We start from the raw sequence: 23,885 nt of genomic DNA, 5'->3' as shown, positions 1-23,885 counted from the left end.
ACCTGCCTATCTATGAACGGCATCAGTTGCCGCATCTGTCAGGACAATTGCGAACAAAGCGCGATCCGTTTCAAACTGATGACCGGTGGCCGCGCAGAGCCGGTGCTTGACCTTGATACATGCAACGGCTGCGGGATTTGCACAAGTTTATGTCCCGCCGATGCCATTGCGATGGAACGCCAACCTCAACCACAAATGGAAGCTACTCAATGAACATCTGCGGTTGTCTCGCCCATGTCACACCTGATCACACGAGCGCAGCAGCTCGGGTGATGAAGGACACGCCGGGTGTCGAAATTCACGCCGAAACAGAAGATGGGCGTTTTGTTGTCGTCGTCGAAGACACGCCATCGCGCCTTGCGTCCGAGATCATCATGGATCTGCACCAGATCCCGGGCGTCATCTCACTGACACTGACTTATCACCATTTCGAGGATCCCGCGGACGCCCATCCGCAGCCCGATGCCCCAAGCCCAACCCCCAGCCGGAGGCCCACGCAATGACACATTCTGAATCCCGTCGGACTTTTCTCAAGGCCTCTGCGGCCGCAGCAACGGCGTCAGCCGCTGGTATTCCGCTGGCAGCCGGTCAAGCAAATGCCCAGGCCGGAGCGCCAGACATCCGGTGGGACAAGGCGGCTTGCCGGTTCTGTGGTACAGGCTGCTCTGTTCTGGTTGGCACCAAAGAAGGTCGCGTCGTTGCGACGCAAGGCGACCCCGACGCGCCTGTGAACCGGGGGCTGAACTGTATCAAGGGCTATTTCCTGTCCAAGATTATGTACGGCAAGGATCGACTGACTACGCCTTTGCTGCGCAAGACCAACGGCGAATACGACAAAAACGGTGAGTTCGAGCCGGTCAGCTGGGACGAAGCGTTCGATGTCATGGCCAAAAAATGGAAAGAGGCGCTGGTCAAGAAAGGCCCGACCAGTGTCGGCATGTTTGGTTCCGGTCAATGGACGGTTTGGGAAGGCTATGCGGCCTCCAAACTGATGAAAGCCGGGTTCCGGTCCAACAATATCGACCCCAACGCACGGCACTGCATGGCATCAGCCGTTGTGGGCTTTATGCGGACGTTCGGCATTGATGAGCCGATGGGCTGCTATGACGATTTCGAGCACGCGGACACGTTCGTTCTGTGGGGTTCGAACATGGCAGAAATGCACCCGATCCTGTGGTCCCGCCTGACCGATACGCGCCTGACGAAACCGGATTGCGAAGTACATGTATTGTCGACGTTTGAGCATCGCTCGTTCGAGCTGGCGGACAACGGCATCGTTTTTGAACCGCAGACCGATCTGGCGATCCTGAACTACATCGCCAACTACATCATTCAAAATGGCGCGGTAAACGAAGACTTCATCAAGAAACACGTCAACATCACCAAAACCGCTACCGATATCGGCTATGGCCTGCGCGACAGCAACGCGCTGCAGCAAGAAGCTGAAAATCCGAACTCGGGCAAGATGGATCCGATCAGCTTCGAAGAATACGCCGAAGCGGTCGCGGCCTACACGCTGGAATACACCTCTGAACTGTCTGGCGTCCCTGCAGACAAGCTGGAGAAACTGGCCCAGCAATATGCCGACCCGAACCGTAAAGTGATGAGCTTGTGGACCATGGGCTTCAACCAGCACACCCGCGGGTCGTGGGCAAACTCGCTGATGTACAACGTACACTTGCTGGTGGGAAAGATATCCGAACCCGGCAACTCGCCCTTCTCGCTGACGGGTCAGCCTTCGGCCTGTGGGACGGCGCGTGAGGTGGGGACCTTTGCCCACCGTCTGCCGGCGGACATGGTCGTTACGAATGATGAGCACCGCGAAATCTGCGAAACCTCATGGAACATCCCCGAGGGCACTATCCCGCCCAAGCCCGGCTTCCACGCTGTGTTGCAGCACCGCAAACTGAAGGACGGCGAACTGAATGCCTATTGGGTCCAGTGCAACAACAACATGCAAGCCGCGCCAAACATCAACGAAGAAGGCTATCCTGGTTACCGTAACCCGGAAAATTTCATCACAGTCTCGGATCCTTACCCAACTGTCACCGCAGTTTCGGCCGACTTGATCCTTCCCACGGCCATGTGGGTTGAGAAAGAGGGCGCCTATGGCAATGCCGAGCGCCGCACCCAATTCTGGCGCCAGCAGGTGCAGGCACCGGGTGAGGCCAAGTCGGACCTGTGGCAGCTGATGGAATTCGCGAAACGTTTTACCATCGAAGAGGTCTGGGGCGAAGAGCTGCTGGCCAAGATGCCCGAGCATCGCGGCAAGACCATGTATGACGTGCTGTATGCCAACGGCAAAGTCGACCAGTTCCCGCTGTCGGAAACGGCGGAAGGGTTCCACAACGACGACGCCGAGCATTTTGGGTTCTACGTTCAGAAAGGTCTGTTCGAAGAATATGCCGATTTCGGACGCGGCCACGCGCACGACCTTGCTCCGTTCGAGATGTATCACGAGGCCCGCGGTATGCGCTGGCCCGTCGTCGACGGCAAGGAAACACTCTATCGCTTCCGCGAAGGGTATGATCCGTATGTGCCGGAAGGTGCAGACGTTAAGTTTTACGGCTACGAGGACGGCAAGGCCAAGATCATCTTTGCCCCCTATGAGCCCGCCGCCGAGGAACCGGATGAGGAATTCGATCTGTGGCTGTCCACCGGTCGTGTGCTGGAACACTGGCATTCGGGTTCGATGACCCGCCGCGTGCCCGAACTGCACCGCGCGTTTCCGTCCGCCGTTGTCTACATGCACCCGGAGGACGCCAAGGATCGCGGTTTGCGCCGTGGTCAAGAGATCGTACTTTCCACCCGCAGGGGCGAGGTCACAAGCCGTGTTGAAACGCGCGGCCGCAACAAAGTTCCGCGCGGATTGGTCTTTATGCCATGGTTCGACGAGCATCAGCTGACCAACAAGCTGACGCTGGACGCAACCTGCCCGTTGTCGAAAGAGACCGACTACAAAAAATGCGCCTGCAAAGTCGAGCGCGCGTAACAGACAAGCGAGGCAAAGGTCGTCCCCATGCCCTCTGAAGGTACACCACTTTCGCCGCAACGGCGTCGCTTCCTGCAGGATGCGGCGCGTGCGTCGGGCGGCTGCGTGGTCGCCGGGTCATTGTTGGCCTGGCTCGCCCGCGATGCCCGTGCGTTGCCGGCCGAAGCGTTGCGCCCCCCCGGCGCTTTACCCGAAAAGGAGTTTTTGTCCGCTTGCATTCGCTGCGGGCTTTGCGTGCGGGATTGTCCGTACGACACATTGAAACTGGCAGAATTGGGCGTGGATGCGGTTGCTACTGGAACGCCTTATTTCACAGCGCGGGATGTGCCTTGTGAAATGTGTGACGACATCCCGTGCGTGGCCGCCTGCCCCACCGGTGCATTGGATCCGGCCCTCGACAATATTGATGATGCCAAGATGGGCGTTGCCGTCCTTGTCGATCAGGAGAACTGCTTGAACTTCCTCGGCCTGCGCTGCGACGTCTGCTATCGCGTCTGCCCTGTGATTGATGAGGCGATCACATTGGAAACAGCCCATAACGAACGTTCAGGCCACCACGCAATGTTTATCCCGACAGTTCATGCGGACCACTGCACAGGCTGCGGCATGTGCGAGAAAAGCTGTGTTCTGCCCGAGGCCGCGATCAAGGTCCTGCCTGCACGTTTGGCCCGCGGCAGCAGTGCCGATCACTACCGCAAAGGCTGGGAAGAGAAAGAGGCCAAAGGCGGTCCCCTAGTTGAAGGCCTCATCGATCTGCCGGACCGACTGCCTGGGCCGGGCACGGACAACCTTGCCGCACCGGGCGGGTTCGCCCCCACATATGATTTGCTGGGGGTCGGGCAATGAGTGCACGCACACATATGCCGGTCGGAATGGAGGCTATCCAAGAAAGAGGAAGGTTGCGCGCCCACAAATACCTGCTGCTGCGCCGCGCAAGCCAGTTGCTCTTTCTGGCGGTGTTCCTATTGGGACCGTGGTGCGGCATCTGGATCGTTCAAGGCACGCTTGCGGGGTCTTTGACGCTGGGCGTGCTGCCGCTGACCGACCCGCTGATCCTGATGCAAAGCGCAATCGCCGGACACTGGCCGGAATGGACGGCCCTGATCGGTGGTGTAATCGTTCTGGCCGCTTACGCTCTGATTGGTGGGCGCGTCTATTGTTCATGGGTTTGTCCGATCAACCCAGTCACCGACGCAGCCAACTGGGTGCACAGACGTTTGGACCTGCCGAAAGGCTGGCAACCCAAGCGCAGCACCCGCCTTTGGGTGCTGGCCACTGTCCTGATCGTCTCGGGCACTACAGGCGTGATCGCATGGGAGCTGGTCAATCCGATCACCATGCTGCATCGCGGGCTGATTTTCGGTGCGGGGTTTGTATGGGCCATGATCATTGCCATCTTCGTGTTCGACCTGTTCGTTGCGCGGCACGGCTGGTGCGGTCACATCTGCCCGGTTGGCGCGTTTTATGGCCTGATTGGCGCGAAAGGCCTGCTGCGAGTTAGCGCTGCGAACCGGACAGCCTGCGATGATTGCATGGATTGCTATGCCGTTTGTCCAGAAAATCAGGTCATCTCCCCTGCGCTTAAGGGCAAGCCGGGTTCCACGCCACTGATCCTTTCCCCTGACTGCACCACCTGTGTTCGTTGCATCGACGTGTGCGCCGTCGACGTTTTCAAATTTACTCACCGGTTCGACGACAAGGTCGCCGCACCTACTGATCCAGTTCCCGCGCCCGATCCGCGCGCAGCCAGACCTATCTGAGGGAGTGCCAAGATGAACAAGCCAACCCGAACAGGCCTTACAGCCCTTATCCCCGTTTTGCTCTTGGGCGGGTTCGCCCTTGCGCAATCAGCTCAGGTAGAAACCCTGCGGGGTGCCGATGTCGATGAACTGATCCCCCTGGAACAGATCCACAAGAACGTCGAAGGGCGCATGCAGCGTAACTATCGCCAACAACCGCCGCTGATCCCGCACTCGATCGAGCAATACCAGATCGACACGCGCACCAATCAGTGCCTGTCCTGCCACGACTGGACCAAAGCCGGGGAGCGCAACGCGCCGACGCTGTCAATGACGCACTATCTGGATCGCGACGGCAACGAGTTGGATCACATTGCAGGCACCCGTTATTTCTGCAACCAATGCCACGTGCCGCAGGCGGACGCGCCGCCATTGGTTGACAACGTCTTTCAACCGTCCTCGGGCAATTAATCCAACGCAAGAATGAAAGGAGCACCAACATGGCAGACTCTCCTGAAAAACGCGGGTGGATTGGCCGCATCTGGAACTGGATCTGGACCCCGGCGGTTGCCTTTAGCTCGGGTTTTCTGATCCTTGCGGGATTTCTGGCTGGCATCCTGTTTTGGGGCGGCTTCCACTGGACGCTTGAGCTGACGAATACAGAGGAGTTCTGTACCTCGTGCCATACGATGGAGACCAATCTGGGCGAGTACCGTGAGACGATCCACTACAACAACCACTCTGGTGTGCGGGCCATCTGTTCCGATTGCCATGTGCCGCATGAATGGAACCACAAGATCAAAGCCAAGATCATGGCGGTCAAGGACGTCTATCACGAGCTGGCAGGCACGATCAGTACGCCCGAGAAATACGAAGAGCATCGTCTGAGCATGGCGACCGCTGTCTGGAAGAAGATGAAGGCATCCGACAGTCGCGAGTGCCGGAATTGCCACAACTTCGACTATATGGATTTCACGTTGCAGGAAACGCGCGCTGCCTCTGAGCACCAACGCGCCATTGATGAAAACATGACCTGTATCGATTGCCACCAGGGCATCGCCCATAGCCTGCCGCCCGGCTATCAGGAGCGGTATCAGGAAGTGACCGAAACCTTGGCCAGCAAAGCGCAGGGTTCGTTGCAACAACAGGCCGCGGCTGACGGCGATGACATCAAGTCATTCCTGAGCACTCGGGCAGACTGAAAAAGGGACACGACATGCTGGAAATTCTGGGAACAATCGGGGCCAACGTCATCAGTCTGCCGGGTATCCTTGGGCTGGCTCTGGGAATGATGACACGCCGCGTTTGGCTGGGCGCATTGATGGGGGGCATTGTAGGGGTGTTGGCGACCTTCGTATTCGCCCATGGTTCATTTGCCACGGTCAATACATTTGAGCTGTTGATCGCAATTGGCATTGGCCTTTGCGCTGGTAGCGTGGGATCGGCCATACGCATCATGGGTGCAACGGTCTGACACTATTGGCGATCTAAGCTCCAAATACATCTACTTTGCCGCAGGTGAAACCGCGGCAAACACGCCCACCGGTGCCTCAACGTAAAAGTTCAGGAAACGCGACAAACGAAATCAATTCAGTAGTATAAACCTGTTTAGGCCTTTGGGCTTGGCGTGATGGTCAATAAAAACAAACCATTCAGACGGGGGCATCTATGCTGCGAACATTACAAAATTGGCGCCTTTTGACCTTTGTTTTTGCGGCTTTTATTGCATTTTTGTTTGCTGACCAAAGTTTGGCCCAGTCAGATGCAGCAGCACCCGGCGCGACCAATGGCGACAAGCTGGAAAATGCGGACTGGGCCAACGTGCAGGATATCCTGAACCACCGCTGCGTGGTCTGTCACAGTTGCTACGACGCGCCCTGCCAACTCAAGCTGACATCCCCTGCTGGCCTTTTGCGCGGCGCCAGTAAAGAGGCGGTCTACCACTCCGAACGACTAAAAGATGCGCAACCAACACGGCTTGGCATCGACGCGCACACAATTCCCGGGTGGCGGGATCTTGGGTTCTTTTCCGTTCTTCCGTCATCCGAAGTGACCGGCGCGGGTGGATCGTTGTTAGAGCGCTCTCTTAACCTCGGCCGGCAAGTCGGTTTGACGGCTAACGCACCTGTCCCAACCCAGCTTGGTTTGTCGATTGATCGCCCCTTGACCTGCCCTACAACGCAGGAATTCGACGCCTTCAGAACGGCAAACCCAAGGGCGGGAATGCCCTACGCCACGGCTCCACTGAGTGAACAAGAATACCAGACCCTCATGTCATGGCTAAAGAAAGGTGCGCCCTTGCCAGCGGCCACACCAGAAATCCCCCAGGACGTTCAGGATCAGATCACAAAATGGGAGGCCTTTCTGAACGCGCCCGACCTGCGCCATCAATTGATAAGCAGATATATATACGAGCATCTGTTTCTGGCGCGCCTCCACTTTCCAACCGACAATCCAAGACAGTTTTTTCAGCTGGTGCGGTCCGCCAGCCCGCCAGGATCAAAGATCGAGATCATCGCGACACGCCGTCCCTTCGATAGTCCCGGCCCAAGGCCGTTTTATTATCGCCTCCAGGCATTCGACGAAACGATCGTGCACAAAGATCATCTGGTCTATAGCTTTGGGCTGGATCGTTTGGCGCGATACAAGCAGCTATTCCTTGATCCGGCCTGGTCCGTCACCGACTTGCCTGCGTACGGAGAAGACGAAGGCGGCAACCCCTTCAGCACCTTTGCCAACATACCGGCCCGCAGCCGTTATCAGTTTCTTTTGGATGACGCGTTGTTTTATGTGCGCAGCTTCATTCGCGGACCGGTCTGTCACGGCGAAACCGCCGTTGACGTGATTGAAGACCGGTTCTGGGTCAGTTTCCTTGATCCGGATGCCGATCTGTCCGTCACAGACACCAGCTTTTTGGCGGACGGAGCGGCCTTTCTGGAATTGCCGGTGGGTACCGCAAATGGAGGGTTTTTGGGGGACCTTCTGGGAATGTCCCATGAAAACCAGATCAAGTATCTTGAGTTCCGGGATGCCCGATATCGCAACAGCGCGGCGCACAAAAACGGGTTTGGATATGACGCAATCTGGGATGGCGAGGGCACCAATCCCCAGGCGCTGATTACCGTGTTTCGCCATTTCGACAATGCCTCTGCCATGACCGGGTTCCACGGCGGTATCCCGGAAACCGCATGGGTTATCGATTATCCGGTGTTCGAACGCATCTATTACGATTTGGTCGCAGGTTTTGATGTATTCGGTCGCCTCGAACACCAGCTTTCAACCCGGTTATACATGGACGAGCTGCGGATGGAGAGTGAGGACACTTTCCTGAACTTCATGCCGCGCGGCGACAGGCAAAAGATGCACAAAACCTGGTACCAAGGAGCTCTGGCCGAGCTGCACACCTATTGGCACCGGCGTCGTGTCGATGACAGTTTTCCAACTGGCATAGATTTTAGAACGGACACGCCAAAGCAAGAGTTCCTTCTGGAACTTCTAAATCGTGGCAACGTACTTTGGGCTGTCGAGGACACGATCAACAGATGCAAAGGGGCCGACTGTTCGAATGGCAGTGCAGAAGTTGTAAACAGCTTGCGCGACATTGCGAATGAAACCGGCGATTGGGTCAGGTATCTGTCAGATGTTTCCCTGCTTTTGGTGGACAAAGAAGATGGTTTCACATCTCTCTATTCGCTGCTCCACGACAAGGCTCATTACAATGTGGCGTTCCTGTTTGAAGAAAAGGATCGCAGGAATCCGCAAGCCGACGTGCTGACCATTCTGCCGGGGGTGATCGGAAGCTATACGAATTTTTACTTTCGACTTCAGGAAGCCCAGCTGGCGTCCTTTGTAACCGACCTCAAATCGGTGCGGTCGCAGGCCGAATGGATCGATATCGTAGCCACTTATGGGCTGCGCAGGACAAGCCCGGGGTTTTGGGAAACCAGCGATCAGGTGATGACCATGTTTCTGGCAAGCGACCCCATTCAGGCAGGCGTGCTGGACCTGAACCGATATAAGGACCCTCGATCCGATAGCGATCCTGAAAACAACTAAGTCAGCCCATTGAAACAGGGGCGCCTGATCATTCGCACTCTGTCAACTCGACGCAGAAAGAAAGCCTAATACCTGCGCCACATCATCGGCCCAAACTGAAGTAGCAGTAAGCACAGCAAACGCGGTTGGTGCAGCATTTGCAAAGCCAATGCGGCCTCGTTTGCTTTATTTTCTGTCATGGCAATATACTGCATGCAAGAACTCGGTCGGCCCCAGGTAATCGGCGGGAAACCTTGTCTTCAACCCGAGCGGAAACAGAACGAACATAAGCCCCGGAAAGCGAATAGCGAGACGGCGGAGTATTGGTCCGCAACTTACTTTTCACCCGTCAGGTAACCTATAATGCGTTTTAGGTGCTGCGCGATGTCCTCGGCCGTGTTTGGCATCCCGGCTATGCTTTGCTGGATGTAATACCGAAAGGCGCCATCCAGCGTCACATAGATTTCCACACCACGCACATCATCGACAGCAAATTTTTTTCCGAGCTCGTCACAAATTGCGACAAACCGGGCCTCGACGTCAGCAACTCGCGGCCTGAGCTGGCCATCGAACATAGCCTGATTGCGGATGTCATACCAAAGCCTGTGCAGATGCGCATAGTTGATGATCGAATGGGCAAACAGCTCGATATAGGCACCGCGTGCCTCGCGTGGGCTTAGTTCTGCATCTAGAATCTCGTTCAGCTGTGACGTGAACCGGTCGACCGACAGATCTACGCAATACAACAGCAACCCCTCTTTTTCGGGAAAATAATACTGTATTTTGCCCAGCGACACGCCGGTCGAGGCCGCGATATCCCGCAAGGTGGTGTTGGCATACCCAGCCCGCGCAATTGTCGCAATTGCGTTCTCGGCAAGTTCGCGTCGCTTCTGTTCTCGGTTTCTGTCGCGCTGTTTGGCCCGATTCTCTGTCAAATTTTGCGTCATCGGCCTTTCCTAGCGCAAATCCCGCAAAAGTGTGAGCGGAACCTTGGTGTTTATGAGCACTGGATCAAAGCCCTGAAAATACAACGTTTGCCACGAAAGAAAATTCCAATTCAAACGTACAATACAAACGTATTGAAAAGATGTCAGCTATGTGCAACAAATAGCTGTCAGATTAGACAAACAAATAGCCAGCAGGCAAACAACAGGGGCAAATCCATGACCAATCCAGAATACGTTCGGGACGTTGGTAGGGTTCGCGCAGAACAGTTGTTCCGAAACGCGGCGCAGACCCGGGAGGAGCGCGCCAATCAAAACATCTAAGCAACGAGGAGGTGTCTGCCCGGGGCTACTTGCACCGCAATAATCAGACCAAAAACCCGGCCTAAGACTGGGCTGCAAAAAACGACAGGGACTATGAAAAAACGCGCAATCGGCTTGTTCGCCGAACCAATTGGTATTGCCTGCTGCAAAGCGGCCCACATCAGGGGCGCGGCGTTGCATTCAAACGGAAGACCACATTTCGCCATCGCATGTAATTGCGACGGGTACACGCTGCGCGCCTCCCTACTGCACCGCAAACAATTCCACAGGCCGGAAACGCAACTTTTTGAAGAAACGTCATTCGATGGTTGCACGACCATGCGCAAACCACGGCGCTTTAAACAGGCCAAAGCGCCCTTGCGCCACGGTCACATCAGATCCCCTCGGCACAATTAAAGACACAAAGCCGAGGAAAGGGAGGGAAGAATGAAGAAAATTGCAACATTGGCATTGGGCGCGGGCTTGATTTCAAGTCCAGCATTTGCTGGCGGGATCGAGGGGTTTCCGTCGGTAAACCGGTTCCTTTTTGAGCAGGGCCGCTATGTCGAGATCACCGGAGGATGGGCCGATTCAAAAACCGAAGGCACTGAGTTCGGACAGCCAACAGGTAACGTCACACCCAGCATTAGCGGCCTGTCCCTGGCCTACAAACAGGACGTAGGCGACAAATGGGCAGTCGCAATCCACGGCTTCAACTCGGTCAACTATAAGCTACTATACCCAACCGGTACCGGCGTTCCGTCTGCTGGCACCAACGTCCGGTATCGCGGCACCGAAGTCGCCCTGATGGCGCGCTACAAATTCAATGAAAATTTCAGTGCCTTTGCTGGAGTACGGTTCGAAAAGATTAACGATTTCAGCGGTGCACTGATCAATCCCTCTCTCAGCTACTCGCTGGATTCCGAGGGTGACTTCAACCCCGGGTTCCTTGTGGGTGCCGCGTATGAGATCCCGTCGATCGCGTTTCGCGCTGACCTGACATACTACTCGGAAATCGATCACGATCTGGATGGTGTCGAACAGCTGCAACCCCTTTCGCCATCTGACGTGACTACGCAATTGAGCACCCCTCAGACAGTCGCATTGAACGTGCAAAGTGCGATCAAGGGCCCTTGGGGTGCCTTTGGATCGATCCGCTGGAGGAACTGGGATGATGTCGCCGTAGAGTCTCCGGTTCTTGGCGGTCCGCTTGCGGAATTTGCGGAAAACTCGGTCGACTACCAAATTGGCGTCGGCTACCTGCTGAACCCGAAATGGTACTTCTACGGCATTCTGTCCCGCTCGGAACCTGAAGGCGGTTTTGTTGGCTTCGACTACGAAGGCGGCGGCAAAGGTATCACGCTGGGTGCCGTTCACTCGATTGGTCAGACCCGAATTCTGGTTGATGTCACATATGGTACGCTTGGCGATGTGAACGAACCTGACGCGGGCCTACAGATCCGGGATGTTTCCGGCACCGCTGTACGTGTGAGCCTGTCGCATAACTTCTGATCAAGCACCCGACCGCGAATGCGGTCGGGATTGGCACTCCACTACGCGAATGGCCGCTGCTTGTTGCCTATTGCTTCGGCGGTCATTTGCTTCTCAAACGCGGTTGTTAGGCACCATTGTCTAACACCTTTGACAAAAAATTATCCTTGTGATCTGCTTTGAGTGATCGGTCACTCACCATCTTGCTGCAAGAAGTTCCGGAGGAGAATATGAATACCAGTACTGAAAGCCCACCGGTCAGCATGCAGCTGTTTTACGGGGCAGGCGGCATCGCCAACGGCATCTTGTCGAACGGTCTTAGCTTCTTCCTGCTTATCTACTACAATCTGGTCATCGGCCTTCCGGCTGAGACGGTGGGGTTTGCGCTTTTTATTGCTCTTATGTTCGACGCTGTGTCGGATCCTGTTGTCGGTTACTTGTCGGATAACACGCGTTCTCGTGCCGGCAAGCGCCACCCGTTCATCTACGCGGCGATCATACCTGTCGCGCTCCTTTTCTGGTTAATTTGGAACCCACCTGCGGCACTGACCTCAGAGACCCAACTGTTCTGGTTCCTGCTGATCACAACGATCCTTCTGCGGACGGCGATGACGTTGTTTGATGTACCACACAATGCGATGGTGCCAGAGTTGACCAAGGACTATGGCGGACGAACCATGCTGTCTGGCCTCAAGGTCTCGGTCACATGGATTGCCGGTCAGGTCATGGTCATCGCGATGTATGTGATCTGGTTGGTTCCGACCGACACGATGCCTTACGGAATCCTCAACCAGGCCGGCTATCAGGAAGCAGGCCTTGTCGGCGCAATCCTCATAGCGCTGGCTATCACTGTCACCGCATTGGGCACGCGCAAATGGCAGAATAGAATGCTGGATATATCGCATGTGGCGACTTACAGCATCTCAGGGTTCTTCAGACAGTTTTTGGCGGCCTTCAAGCTGCCCGCATTACTTGCCATCTTTGTCAGCTCGGCCGTTTTCGCCGTGGGCGCCGGGATCGGAGCAGCTTTGTGGACCTACCTGACCTCGTTCTTCTGGGAGCTGAACAATGACCAAATAGCTCTGATCCTGATGGCCAACCTGATCGGCGCTTTGATAGCGGGCGTCACCCTGAAACCCATCGCACGTTCCGGCGACAAAAAATCGAGCGCCATATACTTGTCTATCCTCTCGGCAATTGTCGGTGTCGCCCCTTACGTGCTGCGTAAAATCGGGTTCTTCCCTGCAAATGGCACCGAGCTTCTGATCTGGTTGCTGTTTGTTCACGGCATTCTGCAAATCATACTGATTGTCTGGACCACGTCTCTGCTGACGTCGATGACGGCGGACGTCGTTGAATTGGGTATCAGCCAGAACGGTTTCCAGAACGAAGGGATCATCACATCGGTCATCACATTCGTGCTTAAGGCGGGTACGGCTGGCGGGTTAGCGATCTCCGGAATGTTTCTGGCATATGTTGGCTTTCCGGAAGCGCCAGACCAATCGAACCTGACCCCCGAGGTCACCCGTGCACTGGGATGGAACTACGCCTGCCTTAGCCTCTTCATATACATGGCCTCGATTGTTGCCCTGATGTTCTACCGGCTGGACAAGGCGCAGTTCGACCAGCTTCAGGCAATCCATGACTAAACAGCTGGCAGGTCGCCTGCGTGGACGGAACTTCAACTGATCTGCAATGGCGGCAAGCCAGAATGTTAAACACCCTCTTCAAAGCCACGCAGTTTTGTGAGGCAGAGGTATCCCTTCGTCGTGCCCACTTTGATGCGGGCACAAACCCCGAAAATAGATAGAGAAGTTCAATGCAATACCTCAAATCCCACCCCTTTTCCTGGATCATCTTCTTATGTTTGCTGTTGGCAACATGGTTTCAGATCTACGCGATCTGGGGGTTGCTGTTCATGTGGTGGGCCGTCTCATCCTTCATGACCGGCCAGGCCTTTTTGATTGAAACAATCGACAGCCGGGACAACCCGCCGCTTTTCTACGCCATCACGATCATGTGGTTCGCCTTCGGGCTGCTTTACGTCGTGCAGGATCTCGCATGGCGTCTGTTCGGAATTTACATTGGTTAACTGTTCAGGAGAAACTCAATGATCAAGACTGCATTCTTCGCTGGCCTTATGGCTCTGGCGGCCTCTCAGGCTACGGCCGGGGACATACAGATCGATATCACTGGTGTCGACGCCGGACGCGGGGGCGTCATCCACGTCCTGGCCTTTGACGATAAGACCGCGTTCGACCAAAGCCAGATGGCGAAAATCGTGGGCTACGCGAAGATCCCGGCCTCAGGTAGCACGGTTTCCGGAACGCTCGAGAACCAGAAACCCGGACAGCTTGCGATCATGATACACCATGACCAGAACGATAACGGCCAGTTCGAGATGAAAGGGCCGATCCCGCAAGAAGGTTGGGCTTATTCCAAGGGCGCCGGTGTCAGATCGTTGCCGGCGTTCGAAGACGCGGCGATCGAATACGATGGCAATACCTCATCGCTTGGTTTGAAAATGAATTACGCAAACTAAAGCTACCCTACAAGTTTAACCCCAACTGCCCCGGAAACGGGGCATTTTTTTTGCGGATATCGAATTCTTCGGGTTGAAACGGCGGGGCTAAGTTTTATTTTGTCGTCCATGACAGTATATTGTAATCGCAGCCGCTGTCGTCAGATCTAAAGGACCGCCATCCACCATGAAATCATCCCTGGAAGACACCAGTCGATTCTTGATGCAGGCCACGCTTGGGGCCGATCAGAGGTTACTGCATCAGGTTAGCAAGACCGGCCCGGAACGCTGGTTGGATGATCAGATGAACGCCTCGATCGGAAACAAAGGGTCGTTCGAAAAATCCACTCGCAAGATTTGGAAGAGCTTCAGAAAACGCCTGAAGCGCGCACATGGCGAATGGGCGATCAACGGCGACGGCAACAACCCCGCCCTGCCCTTTAAATGGTATTTCCACATGGCCTGGTGGAACCACACCCTGACGCAACGCGACGACCTGCTGCGCCAACGCGTTGCGCAGGCACTGTCCGAGATCCTGGTCATCTCGGACGCGTCATCGCTGGAGCTGGATGCCATCGGGATGGCGAATTACTATGACCTGCTCTATAAGCACGCGTTCGGCAGTTATTCAGACCTTCTGTACGATGTGTCGATGCACCCGATGATGGGTATCTACCTGTCGCATATGACCAATCAAAAGGCGAACGAGGCCAAGAACATCCATCCGGATGAAAACTATGCGCGTGAAATCATGCAGCTGTTTTCGATTGGCTTGTTCGAGCTGAACCCCGATGGCACGGAAAAACTGGATGCCAGTGGGGATCCGATCCCGACCTATGACAATCGCGACATCAAGGAACTGGCTCGGGTCTTCACCGGCTTGTTGCCTGCGGCCTATAAGTACGAGTGGAACACATCGTTCTGGGAAAGCAGCTATAACGGCTATCCCGTCCAATTTGATGACGGGGTCGAAAATGCCTATAAGACTGTGCCCTTCATCGACGCCACAAAACCGATGATCGTGGAAGAAGCCTTTCACGACCGCGGCGCAAAATCCCTGCTGAACGGTCGTCTGACCCTGCCCGGCGATCAGTCCGGCCCAAAAGAAATTCGTTCGACCATCGGACAACTGGTTGCCCACCCTACGACCGCGCCGTTCATCGCAACCCATCTGATCAACCGGCTGGTCACCTCCAATCCCTCGCCCGCCTATGTCGAAGCGGTGTCCCGGGCATTTGGTCCAAACGGAGATCTGAAAAGCGCGGTTCGCACAATATTGACCTACCCATTGACCAATGAGGTTGCCGCCAAACGTCTGCCTTCGGCATACAAATCCCCGACAAAGATAGTACAGTCCCAAAAGCTGAAATCGCCCTTGCATCGCGTCACGCAGGTTCTGCTTGCGTTTGGAGCACATAACCAGACCGGCAAGCTGTGGCTGCTGGGTGATGACATTCAAGAGGCGCTGCAGATGCATCCATTGTCCGCGCCCACGGTGTTCAATTTCTACAAACCCGATTTCACCCCGCATGGCGCATTGCAGAAAATGGGCCTTCGCGCGCCCGAGTTCGAGCTGCACACGGCCGCGACCTCGGTCGCTTATGTCAACAACATCTACTACTGGTTCTTTGGTGGCTACCTGCCGCTGGTCTCGACCCAGATCGGTTCGGGCCCCGAGCAGATGATGGTGATGGAGTTTGACCCCGATACGCTATGGGCCAATTCCAAGAACGCGCTGCGCTTCGACCTGAGCGAAGAGATCAAAATCGCACAGAACCGAGGCCGCCATGATGAGCTGATCGACCGCATATCAATCTTGTTGACCGGTCGGACTGATGCCGAAGTGCGCAAACGGATCAAGCAAGCCTATGTGCAGTATGCGGACAATCCCGAATGGGTGGTGCAGACCATCGCCTTCATGATTGCCGTTTCCCCAGAATTCACCGTGCAGGAGGCCTGAGCCCATGCTGACCAAATCCTTTACGCGCCGGCAGTTCTTGGCCTCGACCGGTGTTGCCGCAACTGGCGCAATGATGGGTGCCTCCCTGCCCGGCTTGGCGCAAGCAGGGACGGGAATGATCAAGCCCGCCCGCAGGGCGCTTGTTTTTGTTATGTTGGATGGCGGCAATGACAGCTTCAACATGCTGGTGCCAAATGACAAAATTGCGCACGGCCAATACTCGGAAACGCGGGCCAATCTTGCCCTTTCGCGCGGTGAGCTGCTGGACATGGATACGCCCAAAGATCGGCTGGGTCGCAGCTTTGGCCTGCACCCTTCGATGCCCGAAGTGGCCGAGTTGTTCGATCAAAGGCGCCTCTCTTTTGTCACCAATGTTGGGCCCTTGGTCGAACAGGTCCGGAAAGAGCAGTTCTATGACGGTTCGGCCGCACTTCCCTTGGGACTGCTGAGCCACGCGGACCAGTTCAAACATTGGCAAACCTCGCGCCCGGATCTGCGTGTGAACGACGGATGGTTCGGGTTCTTTGCCGATGACTTACAGCCCTCAAAATCGGCGCACGAGATCGGCATGAACATCTCATTGGCCGGAAACAACATTGCGCAGAACGGCAAGATCGACTTGCCATATGCAATTACAGACAAAGGCAGCGTCGGTCTGTACGTGAAAGAAGAGAAAAGTCCGCTCAACGACCTGCTTTTGGACAGCTTCAACCGAATGATGAACGCTGATCAAAACGGCGATCCTTTCCGCGAGACGTACCTGAACCTGACCCGTGACGCGCAGTCCAAACACGAGACGTTCAAATCCGCGACCCGAGGGATCAAGATACCCCGGTCCTTCCCATCCTCGGACCTTGCACAGCAATTGCGCATGGTCGCCAAAACGATTGCTGCCTCGGACCGATTGGGCCACGATCAGCAGACATTCTTTGTGCGCTATATCGGCTGGGACCATCATGATGAGTTGCTGGCGACTCATGCCCGCATGCTGCGCGTGTTGTCCGAAGCGCTCGGCACCTTTCAGGCAACGCTTGACGACATGGGGTTGGCCGATCGTGTCGTGACATTCACCGGATCAGATTTCGGCCGGACGCTGACGTCGAATGGCAACGGTACGGATCATGGTTGGGGCGGCAATACCCTAGTTATGGGCAATGCTGTCAAAGGCGGGCAGATTCTGGGGGACTACCCCGAACTTGGCCTGGCCAGCGACAACGCGCTTGATGTGGGCGACGGCGTTTTGATTCCGACGACCTCGACCGATCAACTTTATGCTGACCTATCTATTTGGTTTGGTGTACAACCTTCGGCACTGAACACTCTGTTCCCAAATCTCAACAGATTTGCGGATGTGGCGGGAGGAGAAAGGCTTGGGCTTTTCACCTAGACCCACCGCCCTCAAACACTTCGCCCCACCGGGAAGCTTGAACAATGCTTGCGTTGGATAGACGTCTGGAACGATGGGCACTAATGCAGAAAGCGTTGGAGAGCGGTAGACACTCTAAACTTAAATTGACTATCAGTATTGACAGTCAATTTCAACTAAGATATCTCTAAAATTCTGTTTCTGTGTAAGGGTAATCGCATGGGTCGCCCCTCGGTACAAGATCAACGTAAAAAAGAAGTCCTTGATGCCTTTATGTCGTGCGTCGTTCGCTACGGCGTCGAAGGCGCCACACTTGAACATATCGCGGCACAAGCCGGGCTGAAGCGCCCACTGATCCGGCATCATCTTGGCAACCGCAAAGCAATGGTTCTGGCGCTAGGTGAGCATGTCGTCGAAACGTTCAGCAAACAGACCGAAACATTGCGTGTTGCGCTGGACGAACATCCCGATGTCCGCAATCTGATCGAGGCCCTGTTCAACTCTGACGGTGAGATGGATCCCCGGATCAACATTTGTTACCAGGCGCTCGTCAACTCGATTGAGATCTACCCAGAGCTTCGTAAGCCGCTACTGGAATCGATGGAGGCTTTTTACAAGGTCGCAATAGATATCGTTCTTGCCTCACACCCAAAAGCCGACAAACAAGCCTGTGAGATCGTCGCGCACGGAATCATAAACCTGTTTATCACCACGGATGCTTTCGTTCCGCTTAAACCGCCGAAAACATGGGGTTATTCGTCCTACTTCGCCGCGCTGAAACTGGCTGAAACATTGGAAGAAAAACCCTGACGGCGACGGCCCGGCCAATGGCCGGGTTAATCGTAACTGACCGCAAGCTTGTCCATCGTGGCAACCGCCTGGCAGGACAGCACGGCACCTTTCGCGATCTCATTATCATCTAAAGCGGTGCGCGCCCGCATATGAACCGAGCCCTTTTTCAACTGGCACCGGCACGCGCCGCAGACCCCAGACTGGCAGGAATACGGCGGCTCCAACCCCGCCTGTTGAGCAGCCTGTAAGATCGTCTGACCAGATGCCATCTGAACCGGTTGTCGCTGACCGTTCAGCGTTATGTCCACAATGGCATCAACGCCCTTGATACTGTCATCGGTGTCTTGCGCGCCGCCGTAGCTTTCCATGTGAATCCGATTGGCGGGCACACCCAAAGACATAAGCGCGTCTTTAACCGCTTTGTTCATCCCGCCGGGACCACAGATATAGTACTGGGCATTCTGGGCATACGGCGGATTTTCCGTGATCAGCGCATCGATCGCATCCTTATCGATGACACCCCTGCGCCAATAGGCGAAACTGGACCACATTGAGGGCTTGGACAGAAGGTGATGCACTGTCAGGCGTTCAGAAAACGCCTGTTGGTATTCGGCAAACTCATCTTTGAACAGGATACTGTCCGCGCTCGCATTGCCATAGGCCAGATGCGCAACCGACCACGGTTCAGCCAAAAGCACAGACTGAAGCATGGAATGTAACGGGGTGATGCCACTGCCCGCCCCGAAGAAGTAGTGTGTGCGCCGTTCTTCCGGGTCTGTATCCAAACAAAAACTGCCGAATGGCGGCATGACGTCGATCACATCACCCTGTTGAACCGTATCGTTGATATGGTTGCTGACGAGCCCCTTTTTCACCCGCTTAACTGTGATACGCAGCGGGTCCCCTGAAACGGGTGAAGACGAGATCGAATAGCTTCTGCGCACCTCTTCACGCTTGATCCAAAAGCGAAGGGTCAGGTGCTGACCAGCACGCCAGGCAAAGTCTTGGGCCAGATGTGGCGGCACGTCGAACATGACGGATTTGGCTTGCCCGCCGATCTCATTGCGCGTTTCAAGCACCTCAAGCGGGTGAAAATCTCTGGTCATTTGAGCCTCCGAAATTCGTGCCATGCGAATGGGCAGGATGTGTGATGATGCCCGATATGGGCCGGGTGTTAGAATTGAACGGATTAGGCATTGGCACCCTGTTTCGATGCCGGTGCGTTGATCCGCTCGGTGATCTCGGACAAGCGCGCGAGGCTTTGCAAGACCATCGGTAAAACCACGACCGATTGCACAAACTCGAACGAATAGGTGACAACCGAGAAGATCTGCCCTGCCGTCGCCCCGCTTTGCGTCGCTGCAAACCACAGGTTGAAGGCCAGCATGCTGAGCAAGACAGCAAAAATCGCAGCGTAGACAAACGCCTCGGAATCCGACAATCGAACCTCATGCGTGCGCAATCGAAACAAGTGTTGGCCGATCTTTTTCAGATCCATGCTTTGCAACGCAGTCACCTGTCTTTCTGACTGGTGGTTCAACAGCCCATTCAGGCGGAAGAAGCGACGCGAAAACAAGGTAAAGATGATCATGATAATCACCGCAGCGGCCCCTGCGGCGGTGGCAAGTGCGCCGTGAAAGGACATCAGAATACCGACCGAGACCAGAACCTGCACGATTGCACCCATCGATTCAGGGGCCTCATTTTCCAGAAAATCGACCAGCTCGCGCGCCATCAGAACACGAGCATTCAGCACCGAGACCTCGCGCCCTGCATCCCGCTCGGCCTGCGCCTTTCCCATTTCGACGCGGATCGTGCCATAGGCCCGCGTGTCGTAAATACGCCGCAACGTCGACACAACCAGCAGCGTTGCCATCGCAACACCGAAATGGATGAACGACGTGTAGTCCCCATTCGACAGACCGTCGATTGAATAGCCGATCAACAGGGGAAGGAGGGTAAACAACGCCGTTTCAACCAGGGTCAGACCCCAGGTCGTTGCGATTTTTGTGCGGAAGACCCGCAGCAAGGTCGCAATCGACAACCGGTCGTCGGAGTTGATCATTCTTCTTGCAACCAATCGCGAACGACCCTTTGGTGCTGAACCACGGGGCTTTCCCCAACTGCGGCTGGACCAACCTCGAAATAGGGCGACGTCAGGGATTTCTGTTGCTGCTCACAGGCATAGATGTCCTCTTGCGTGAAATCGCCCGAGGCCATCGGATCATTTTCATCATACGCATCATCGCCGTCATATTTGCCTTTGATGCCAAAATTGTTCCAGAAAGACGCCGACCGGGTGGCCTGTTTCGAAAACTCCCAGCCCGAGGCATTGGCAACACGCGTCCGGTTCAGAATCCGCGTCCTGTCCGGAGCAAGGGGGGTGATGATAAAGACGTTCCACACGTCCTCTGACGCACCAATTCCGACCCCTGGAAACAGCATCGGCACCCATGCACCATTCTGATCTTCGGGAACAACCCGCGGCATCTGAAGCTTTTTGTTCTGATCTTTGGCGAACTCTTCGACCGGCGGTTCCCAAAAGATGTAATGCGGCCCGTACCAACCATATTGCGCATTGGCGTGGTCATACATTTGTAGGGTGTTCGAATGCAGGTGGCTCAGATGGTAGACGTCGATGTAATTCTCGACGATGATCTTCCAATTGGCCTTGATTTCATAGGTGTTCGAGGTGTCCTCGTGTTCCACCAGTTCTTCTGGCACGTGTGGTCCGACCTTATCGTCCACGTCGCCGAACCATTTCATGATCGACCCTGCGTTTGGGTCGGGATGCACAAACAACATACCCTTCCAGATATCGACCGAAGCAGGTTTCAGGCCAAGGCAGGATTTATCGACGGACTTATATTCGCGATGCTCATCCGGGACCGAGATCAGGTTGCCCTCAAGATCATAGGTCCAGTCGTGATAGGGGCAGGTCAGCGCTTTTTGGGTCTTTCCCACGGCGCGGATCAATTGGGTGCCCCGATGTCTGCAGATGTTGTGGAAAGCCCGCAGCCTGCGATCTCTCCCCATGACAATGAACAAGTTGTTCAATCCCGCCTGAACCGAAAGATAATGGCCTGGCTCGGGCAAATCTTCCATAAAGCCGGCAAAACGCCATGTTTTTGAGAATATCTCTCGCTGTTCACGGTCGAACCACTCCTGCGATGTATACGCCTCTGCAGGTAACTCATGGTACATTTGTGGCATGCTGTCCCCTCCTAGGGCCGTCGTCTTCACGGTTGGCAAGCTAAACGTTTTGACCTCAGCGACAGTGGTTACCACATGCCCGATCTTACGGTGCTTTGAAACGAGATAGGCAAGCAGCAATCAACTGTCAATAGTGACAATTTAAAGATTATGGTCAACCAAAGCAAGTAAGCGCACTCTTGCAATGTCCGCTGTTTCGATCGGTATCATCTTGCGCATGACCTAACGTTACAACCAGATTAAGGCACGCGCGGGGATTAAGCACTCAACAAATAATGCCTGCCACGATACAGAGGGGCACCATTTTCGAGACAGACAAATTCCCAATGCCTCATTCAAGATTTGCGTCAATTTAGCCGTCGTGTTGATGCTAACCGCCTGTGCCGACAGCTATGATCGGTCAGCACTTACGCCGACGCCCGAAAATTACGAGACCTTTCTGCCGGTTGGCGTAGCCTCGGACAGCCGGTATTTCGAGGATGATAGCCGCGACCGTCTGGCAACCCTCAATGCGGATATGCGCAAGACGCTGGCACAGGTTCCAAAGAGACAAGGCCTGAACATTCTAGCGCTGTCAGGCGGCGGCCAGCACGGCGCTTTTGGGGCTGGCGTTCTAAATGGTTGGACCGACAAGGGCACACGCCCGTCCTTTGATGTGGTCACCGGAATCTCCATTGGCGCGCTGATTGCGCCCTTTGCTTTCCTCGGTCCGGAATATGACAGCCGTCTGAAGCGGTTCTACACTGAAACTGCTACCCGGGATGTCGTGCGATTTGACGTTTCGGGTGCCGTCTTTGGGCGCGGTTTTCTATCCAAAGCAACGCCACTGAAAGCGGCAATCAAGCAAGAACTGACCGACAATCTGATCCGCGAGATCGCGGAGCAGCACAGATTGGGCCACCAGCTTTTGATAGGCACCACCAACATCGACGCGGAGCGTCCGGTGTTGTGGAACATCGGGGCGATCGCCCAAACCGACACACCGGGCGCACGGGATCTGATCCGGGACGTAATTCTAGCCTCGGTCTCGATACCTGTCGTGTTCCAACCCGTTACAATCAAGGTGACCAATGGCGAAGTACAACGCGAAGAACTGCATGTGGATGGTGGGCTGACCCGCGAGATTTTTGCCTACCCTTACGACTTGCAGATGCGTCGGCTGTTGCAGGACGCGGGGCTGAGCAACCAAAAAAACAGCATTTGGTTGATCCACAACAAAACGCTGGAACCGAGTTTTGATCCGTTGCCCGGAAATGCAACCGCAGTGGCTAACCGCGCGTTCGAAATGCTGATTCGTTCGCAAAGCCTTGGCAATATCGAAAGCATCCTGACCCTTGCGAGCCGGGACGGGTTTCAAGCCAACATCACCTATATTCCCAAGGACTTTCAAAGAAAGCCGCAAGAGCCCTTCGACCCCGAATACATGACCGAACTGTTTGCGATCGGTTATTGGGCCGGACAGCATAGGGAAGGGTGGATCTATGATGCGCAGGAGTGGCAGTGACGAAGATTTAAGGCCCGGACATTTGCTGAGGCAGACAGTCAACAAGATGTTTGAACAAAGCGCAAATAACTGCAAGATAACGGGGCAATTCATGAGCAGACCGCATACATGGTAACGCCACGTCGCCTTTTCCCCTCAATCTCATCGCTCCGCGCCCTTGAAGCGCTGGATCGCCTAGGCTCGGCTTCTGCGGTCGCTGATGAGCTTGCCCTGACCCAAAGTGCCGTCAGCCGGCAATTGCAAACATTGGAAGCCCAGCTAGGGGTCGATCTAATCCGCCGGGACCGCAAACGCCTGCTGCTGACCCCGGTTGCGCAGGAATATGTAGCCGAGGTCCGGCAAGGTCTGAACCAGATCGCTCAGGCCTCGTTAAAGCTGCACGTGGCTCCTATTGGTGGCACCTTGAACCTTGCGATTTTGCCGACGTTCGGAATGCGGTGGCTGGTGCCCAGATTGCCGGAATTTGCCAGCATGCACCCGGAAATAACCATTAACATGTCGACCCGCCTACGTCCGTTCAGTTTCACATCTGAACCCTTCGACGCGGCGCTGCATTTTGGTGAACCCGATTGGCCCGGCACGGATCGGCTGTTGCTGCGTGTGGAAAGTGTATTGCCGGTTTGCGCGCCATCCCTGCTGCCCAAAGGTGCGCCGTCATCACCGCGAGATCTGCTGAAACTACCATTGCTGCACATCCAGACCCGGCCCCACGCCTGGCAAGAATGGTTCAGCCATATGGGGACAGGCCATCCCGACGCGTTGCCCGGAACGATTTACGATCAATACACAACAATCAATCAGGCGGCGGTTCACGGTCTCGGCGTTGCGTTGCTGCCCAATTATTTGATCGAGCAGGACCTCGCGACAGGCAAACTGATCGCAGCCGTCCCGGACGCGGTTGAGATGATGGGCGCCTACTATCTTGTTTGGCCGAAAACCAAGTCGGACGACCCGTCGCTGCGCAGCTTTCGTCACTGGTTGTCTACGCAGGCCCAAACCGAAGAGGGCCTGCCCCGCTGACGACG

General features: G+C 55.4%; 22 protein-coding genes. 18 read left to right on the top strand and 4 right to left on the bottom strand.

Annotation, left to right across the window (positions count from 1 at the left end; translation table 11 throughout):
- Positions 1-12: 12 nt before the first annotated feature.
- The 9 genes from DS906_RS22390 to DS906_RS01820 all read left to right on the top strand — a co-directional run bounded on the left by DS906_RS22390 (position 13) and on the right by DS906_RS01820 (position 8,787).
- Entirely contained in the window at positions 13-213 is a 201-nt protein-coding gene (locus DS906_RS22390; RefSeq protein ID WP_233494652.1) for a 4Fe-4S dicluster domain-containing protein, read from the top strand.
- Complete coding sequence (locus DS906_RS01855; RefSeq protein WP_113788560.1) at positions 210-503, top strand: chaperone NapD; 294 nt, start codon at positions 210-212, stop codon at positions 501-503. The genes DS906_RS22390 and DS906_RS01855 overlap by 4 nt, the downstream gene beginning before the upstream one ends.
- Positions 500-2,992, top strand: coding sequence for a nitrate reductase catalytic subunit NapA (napA, locus tag DS906_RS01850; RefSeq protein ID WP_113788559.1), 2,493 nt, complete (start codon positions 500-502; stop codon positions 2,990-2,992). Before DS906_RS01855 ends, napA begins: the two co-directional genes overlap by 4 nt.
- A gap of 27 nt (positions 2,993-3,019) precedes the next feature.
- On the top strand, positions 3,020-3,838 hold the full coding sequence (gene napG, locus DS906_RS01845; protein WP_113788558.1) for a ferredoxin-type protein NapG: 819 nt from the start codon (positions 3,020-3,022) through the stop codon (positions 3,836-3,838).
- On the top strand, positions 3,835-4,752 hold the full coding sequence (napH, locus tag DS906_RS01840; RefSeq protein ID WP_113788557.1) for a quinol dehydrogenase ferredoxin subunit NapH: 918 nt from the start codon (positions 3,835-3,837) through the stop codon (positions 4,750-4,752). Before napG ends, napH begins: the two co-directional genes overlap by 4 nt.
- Before the next feature lie 12 nt (positions 4,753-4,764).
- On the top strand, positions 4,765-5,202 hold the full coding sequence (locus DS906_RS01835; RefSeq protein ID WP_199528442.1) for a nitrate reductase cytochrome c-type subunit: 438 nt from the start codon (positions 4,765-4,767) through the stop codon (positions 5,200-5,202).
- A 29-nt stretch (positions 5,203-5,231) separates the two neighbouring features.
- Positions 5,232-5,933, top strand: a complete 702-nt coding sequence (locus tag DS906_RS01830; protein ID WP_058272027.1) for a NapC/NirT family cytochrome c — start codon at positions 5,232-5,234, stop codon at positions 5,931-5,933.
- 14 nt (positions 5,934-5,947) lie between these two features.
- The gene (locus DS906_RS01825) at positions 5,948-6,205 is read left to right on the top strand and encodes a hypothetical protein (protein ID WP_113788556.1); all 258 of its coding nucleotides are present in this window, start codon (positions 5,948-5,950) and stop codon (positions 6,203-6,205) included.
- A 275-nt stretch (positions 6,206-6,480) separates the two neighbouring features.
- Entirely contained in the window at positions 6,481-8,787 is a 2,307-nt protein-coding gene (locus tag DS906_RS01820; protein ID WP_233494650.1) for a fatty acid cis/trans isomerase, read from the top strand.
- 314 nt (positions 8,788-9,101) lie between these two features.
- Here DS906_RS01820 and DS906_RS01815 read toward each other — a convergent pair whose 3' ends face one another.
- The gene (locus DS906_RS01815; RefSeq protein WP_113788554.1) at positions 9,102-9,713 is read right to left on the bottom strand and encodes a TetR/AcrR family transcriptional regulator; all 612 of its coding nucleotides are present in this window, start codon (positions 9,711-9,713) and stop codon (positions 9,102-9,104) included.
- A gap of 747 nt (positions 9,714-10,460) precedes the next feature.
- Between DS906_RS01815 and DS906_RS01805 the strand changes: the two genes are divergently transcribed.
- The 7 genes from DS906_RS01805 to DS906_RS01775 all read left to right on the top strand — a co-directional run bounded on the left by DS906_RS01805 (position 10,461) and on the right by DS906_RS01775 (position 18,161).
- The gene (locus DS906_RS01805; protein ID WP_113788552.1) at positions 10,461-11,525 is read left to right on the top strand and encodes a hypothetical protein; all 1,065 of its coding nucleotides are present in this window, start codon (positions 10,461-10,463) and stop codon (positions 11,523-11,525) included.
- Positions 11,526-11,734: 209 nt separating this feature from the next.
- On the top strand, positions 11,735-13,153 hold the full coding sequence (locus DS906_RS01800) for an MFS transporter (RefSeq protein ID WP_113788551.1): 1,419 nt from the start codon (positions 11,735-11,737) through the stop codon (positions 13,151-13,153).
- Positions 13,154-13,377: 224 nt separating this feature from the next.
- Positions 13,378-13,596, top strand: a complete 219-nt coding sequence (locus DS906_RS01795; RefSeq protein WP_147235141.1) for a hypothetical protein — start codon at positions 13,378-13,380, stop codon at positions 13,594-13,596.
- Positions 13,597-13,614: 18 nt separating this feature from the next.
- Entirely contained in the window at positions 13,615-14,046 is a 432-nt protein-coding gene (locus DS906_RS01790; protein WP_113788549.1) for a DUF2141 domain-containing protein, read from the top strand.
- 166 nt (positions 14,047-14,212) lie between these two features.
- Complete coding sequence (locus DS906_RS01785; RefSeq protein WP_113788548.1) at positions 14,213-15,985, top strand: DUF1800 family protein; 1,773 nt, start codon at positions 14,213-14,215, stop codon at positions 15,983-15,985.
- 4 nt (positions 15,986-15,989) lie between these two features.
- A complete protein-coding gene (locus tag DS906_RS01780) occupies positions 15,990-17,372 on the top strand; it encodes a DUF1501 domain-containing protein (RefSeq protein ID WP_199528440.1) in 1,383 nt (460 codons plus the stop codon).
- Between the two features lie 252 nt (positions 17,373-17,624).
- A complete protein-coding gene (locus tag DS906_RS01775) occupies positions 17,625-18,161 on the top strand; it encodes a TetR/AcrR family transcriptional regulator (RefSeq protein ID WP_158541265.1) in 537 nt (178 codons plus the stop codon).
- A 26-nt stretch (positions 18,162-18,187) separates the two neighbouring features.
- Here DS906_RS01775 and DS906_RS01770 read toward each other — a convergent pair whose 3' ends face one another.
- The 3 genes from DS906_RS01770 to DS906_RS01760 form a co-directional block, all read right to left on the bottom strand.
- Complete coding sequence (locus DS906_RS01770) at positions 18,188-19,249, bottom strand: ferredoxin--NADP reductase (protein WP_158541264.1); 1,062 nt, start codon at positions 19,247-19,249, stop codon at positions 18,188-18,190.
- 83 nt (positions 19,250-19,332) lie between these two features.
- A complete protein-coding gene (locus DS906_RS01765) occupies positions 19,333-20,208 on the bottom strand; it encodes an ABC transporter six-transmembrane domain-containing protein (protein WP_113788545.1) in 876 nt (291 codons plus the stop codon).
- Entirely contained in the window at positions 20,205-21,356 is a 1,152-nt protein-coding gene (locus DS906_RS01760) for an aromatic ring-hydroxylating dioxygenase subunit alpha (protein ID WP_113788544.1), read from the bottom strand. Before DS906_RS01760 ends, DS906_RS01765 begins: the two co-directional genes overlap by 4 nt.
- A gap of 367 nt (positions 21,357-21,723) precedes the next feature.
- Between DS906_RS01760 and DS906_RS01755 the strand changes: the two genes are divergently transcribed.
- On the top strand, positions 21,724-22,860 hold the full coding sequence (locus DS906_RS01755) for a patatin-like phospholipase family protein (RefSeq protein WP_113788543.1): 1,137 nt from the start codon (positions 21,724-21,726) through the stop codon (positions 22,858-22,860).
- A gap of 108 nt (positions 22,861-22,968) precedes the next feature.
- The gene (locus DS906_RS01750) at positions 22,969-23,880 is read left to right on the top strand and encodes a LysR family transcriptional regulator (protein WP_113788542.1); all 912 of its coding nucleotides are present in this window, start codon (positions 22,969-22,971) and stop codon (positions 23,878-23,880) included.
- Positions 23,881-23,885: the final 5 nt, after the last annotated feature.

Origin of the sequence: Ruegeria sp. A3M17 (genome assembly GCF_003318255.1) — a bacterium.
GTDB lineage: Bacteria > Pseudomonadota > Alphaproteobacteria > Rhodobacterales > Rhodobacteraceae > Ruegeria.
Note: the sequence above shows the minus strand (reverse complement) of the source record. Positions and strands in the feature narration are given on the sequence as shown.

Excerpts from the sequence above, each read along its gene's own strand:
- DS906_RS22390 (WP_233494652.1), top strand. The coding sequence starts at position 13 with ATGAACGGCATCAGTTGCCGCATCTGTCAGGACAATTGCGAACAAAGC.
- DS906_RS01855 (WP_113788560.1), top strand. The coding sequence starts at position 210 with ATGAACATCTGCGGTTGTCTCGCCCATGTCACACCTGATCACACGAGC.
- napA (WP_113788559.1), top strand. The coding sequence starts at position 500 with ATGACACATTCTGAATCCCGTCGGACTTTTCTCAAGGCCTCTGCGGCC.
- napG (WP_113788558.1), top strand. The coding sequence starts at position 3,020 with ATGCCCTCTGAAGGTACACCACTTTCGCCGCAACGGCGTCGCTTCCTG.
- napH (WP_113788557.1), top strand. The coding sequence starts at position 3,835 with ATGAGTGCACGCACACATATGCCGGTCGGAATGGAGGCTATCCAAGAA.
- DS906_RS01835 (WP_199528442.1), top strand. The coding sequence starts at position 4,765 with ATGAACAAGCCAACCCGAACAGGCCTTACAGCCCTTATCCCCGTTTTG.
- DS906_RS01830 (WP_058272027.1), top strand. The coding sequence starts at position 5,232 with ATGGCAGACTCTCCTGAAAAACGCGGGTGGATTGGCCGCATCTGGAAC.
- DS906_RS01825 (WP_113788556.1), top strand. The coding sequence starts at position 5,948 with ATGCTGGAAATTCTGGGAACAATCGGGGCCAACGTCATCAGTCTGCCG.
- DS906_RS01815 (WP_113788554.1), bottom strand. The coding sequence starts at position 9,713 with ATGACGCAAAATTTGACAGAGAATCGGGCCAAACAGCGCGACAGAAAC.
- DS906_RS01805 (WP_113788552.1), top strand. The coding sequence starts at position 10,461 with ATGAAGAAAATTGCAACATTGGCATTGGGCGCGGGCTTGATTTCAAGT.
- DS906_RS01800 (WP_113788551.1), top strand. The coding sequence starts at position 11,735 with ATGAATACCAGTACTGAAAGCCCACCGGTCAGCATGCAGCTGTTTTAC.
- DS906_RS01790 (WP_113788549.1), top strand. The coding sequence starts at position 13,615 with ATGATCAAGACTGCATTCTTCGCTGGCCTTATGGCTCTGGCGGCCTCT.
- DS906_RS01785 (WP_113788548.1), top strand. The coding sequence starts at position 14,213 with ATGAAATCATCCCTGGAAGACACCAGTCGATTCTTGATGCAGGCCACG.
- DS906_RS01780 (WP_199528440.1), top strand. The coding sequence starts at position 15,990 with ATGCTGACCAAATCCTTTACGCGCCGGCAGTTCTTGGCCTCGACCGGT.
- DS906_RS01775 (WP_158541265.1), top strand. The coding sequence starts at position 17,625 with ATGTCGTGCGTCGTTCGCTACGGCGTCGAAGGCGCCACACTTGAACAT.
- DS906_RS01770 (WP_158541264.1), bottom strand. The coding sequence starts at position 19,249 with ATGACCAGAGATTTTCACCCGCTTGAGGTGCTTGAAACGCGCAATGAG.
- DS906_RS01765 (WP_113788545.1), bottom strand. The coding sequence starts at position 20,208 with ATGATCAACTCCGACGACCGGTTGTCGATTGCGACCTTGCTGCGGGTC.
- DS906_RS01760 (WP_113788544.1), bottom strand. The coding sequence starts at position 21,356 with ATGCCACAAATGTACCATGAGTTACCTGCAGAGGCGTATACATCGCAG.
- DS906_RS01755 (WP_113788543.1), top strand. The coding sequence starts at position 21,724 with ATGCTAACCGCCTGTGCCGACAGCTATGATCGGTCAGCACTTACGCCG.
- DS906_RS01750 (WP_113788542.1), top strand. The coding sequence starts at position 22,969 with ATGGTAACGCCACGTCGCCTTTTCCCCTCAATCTCATCGCTCCGCGCC.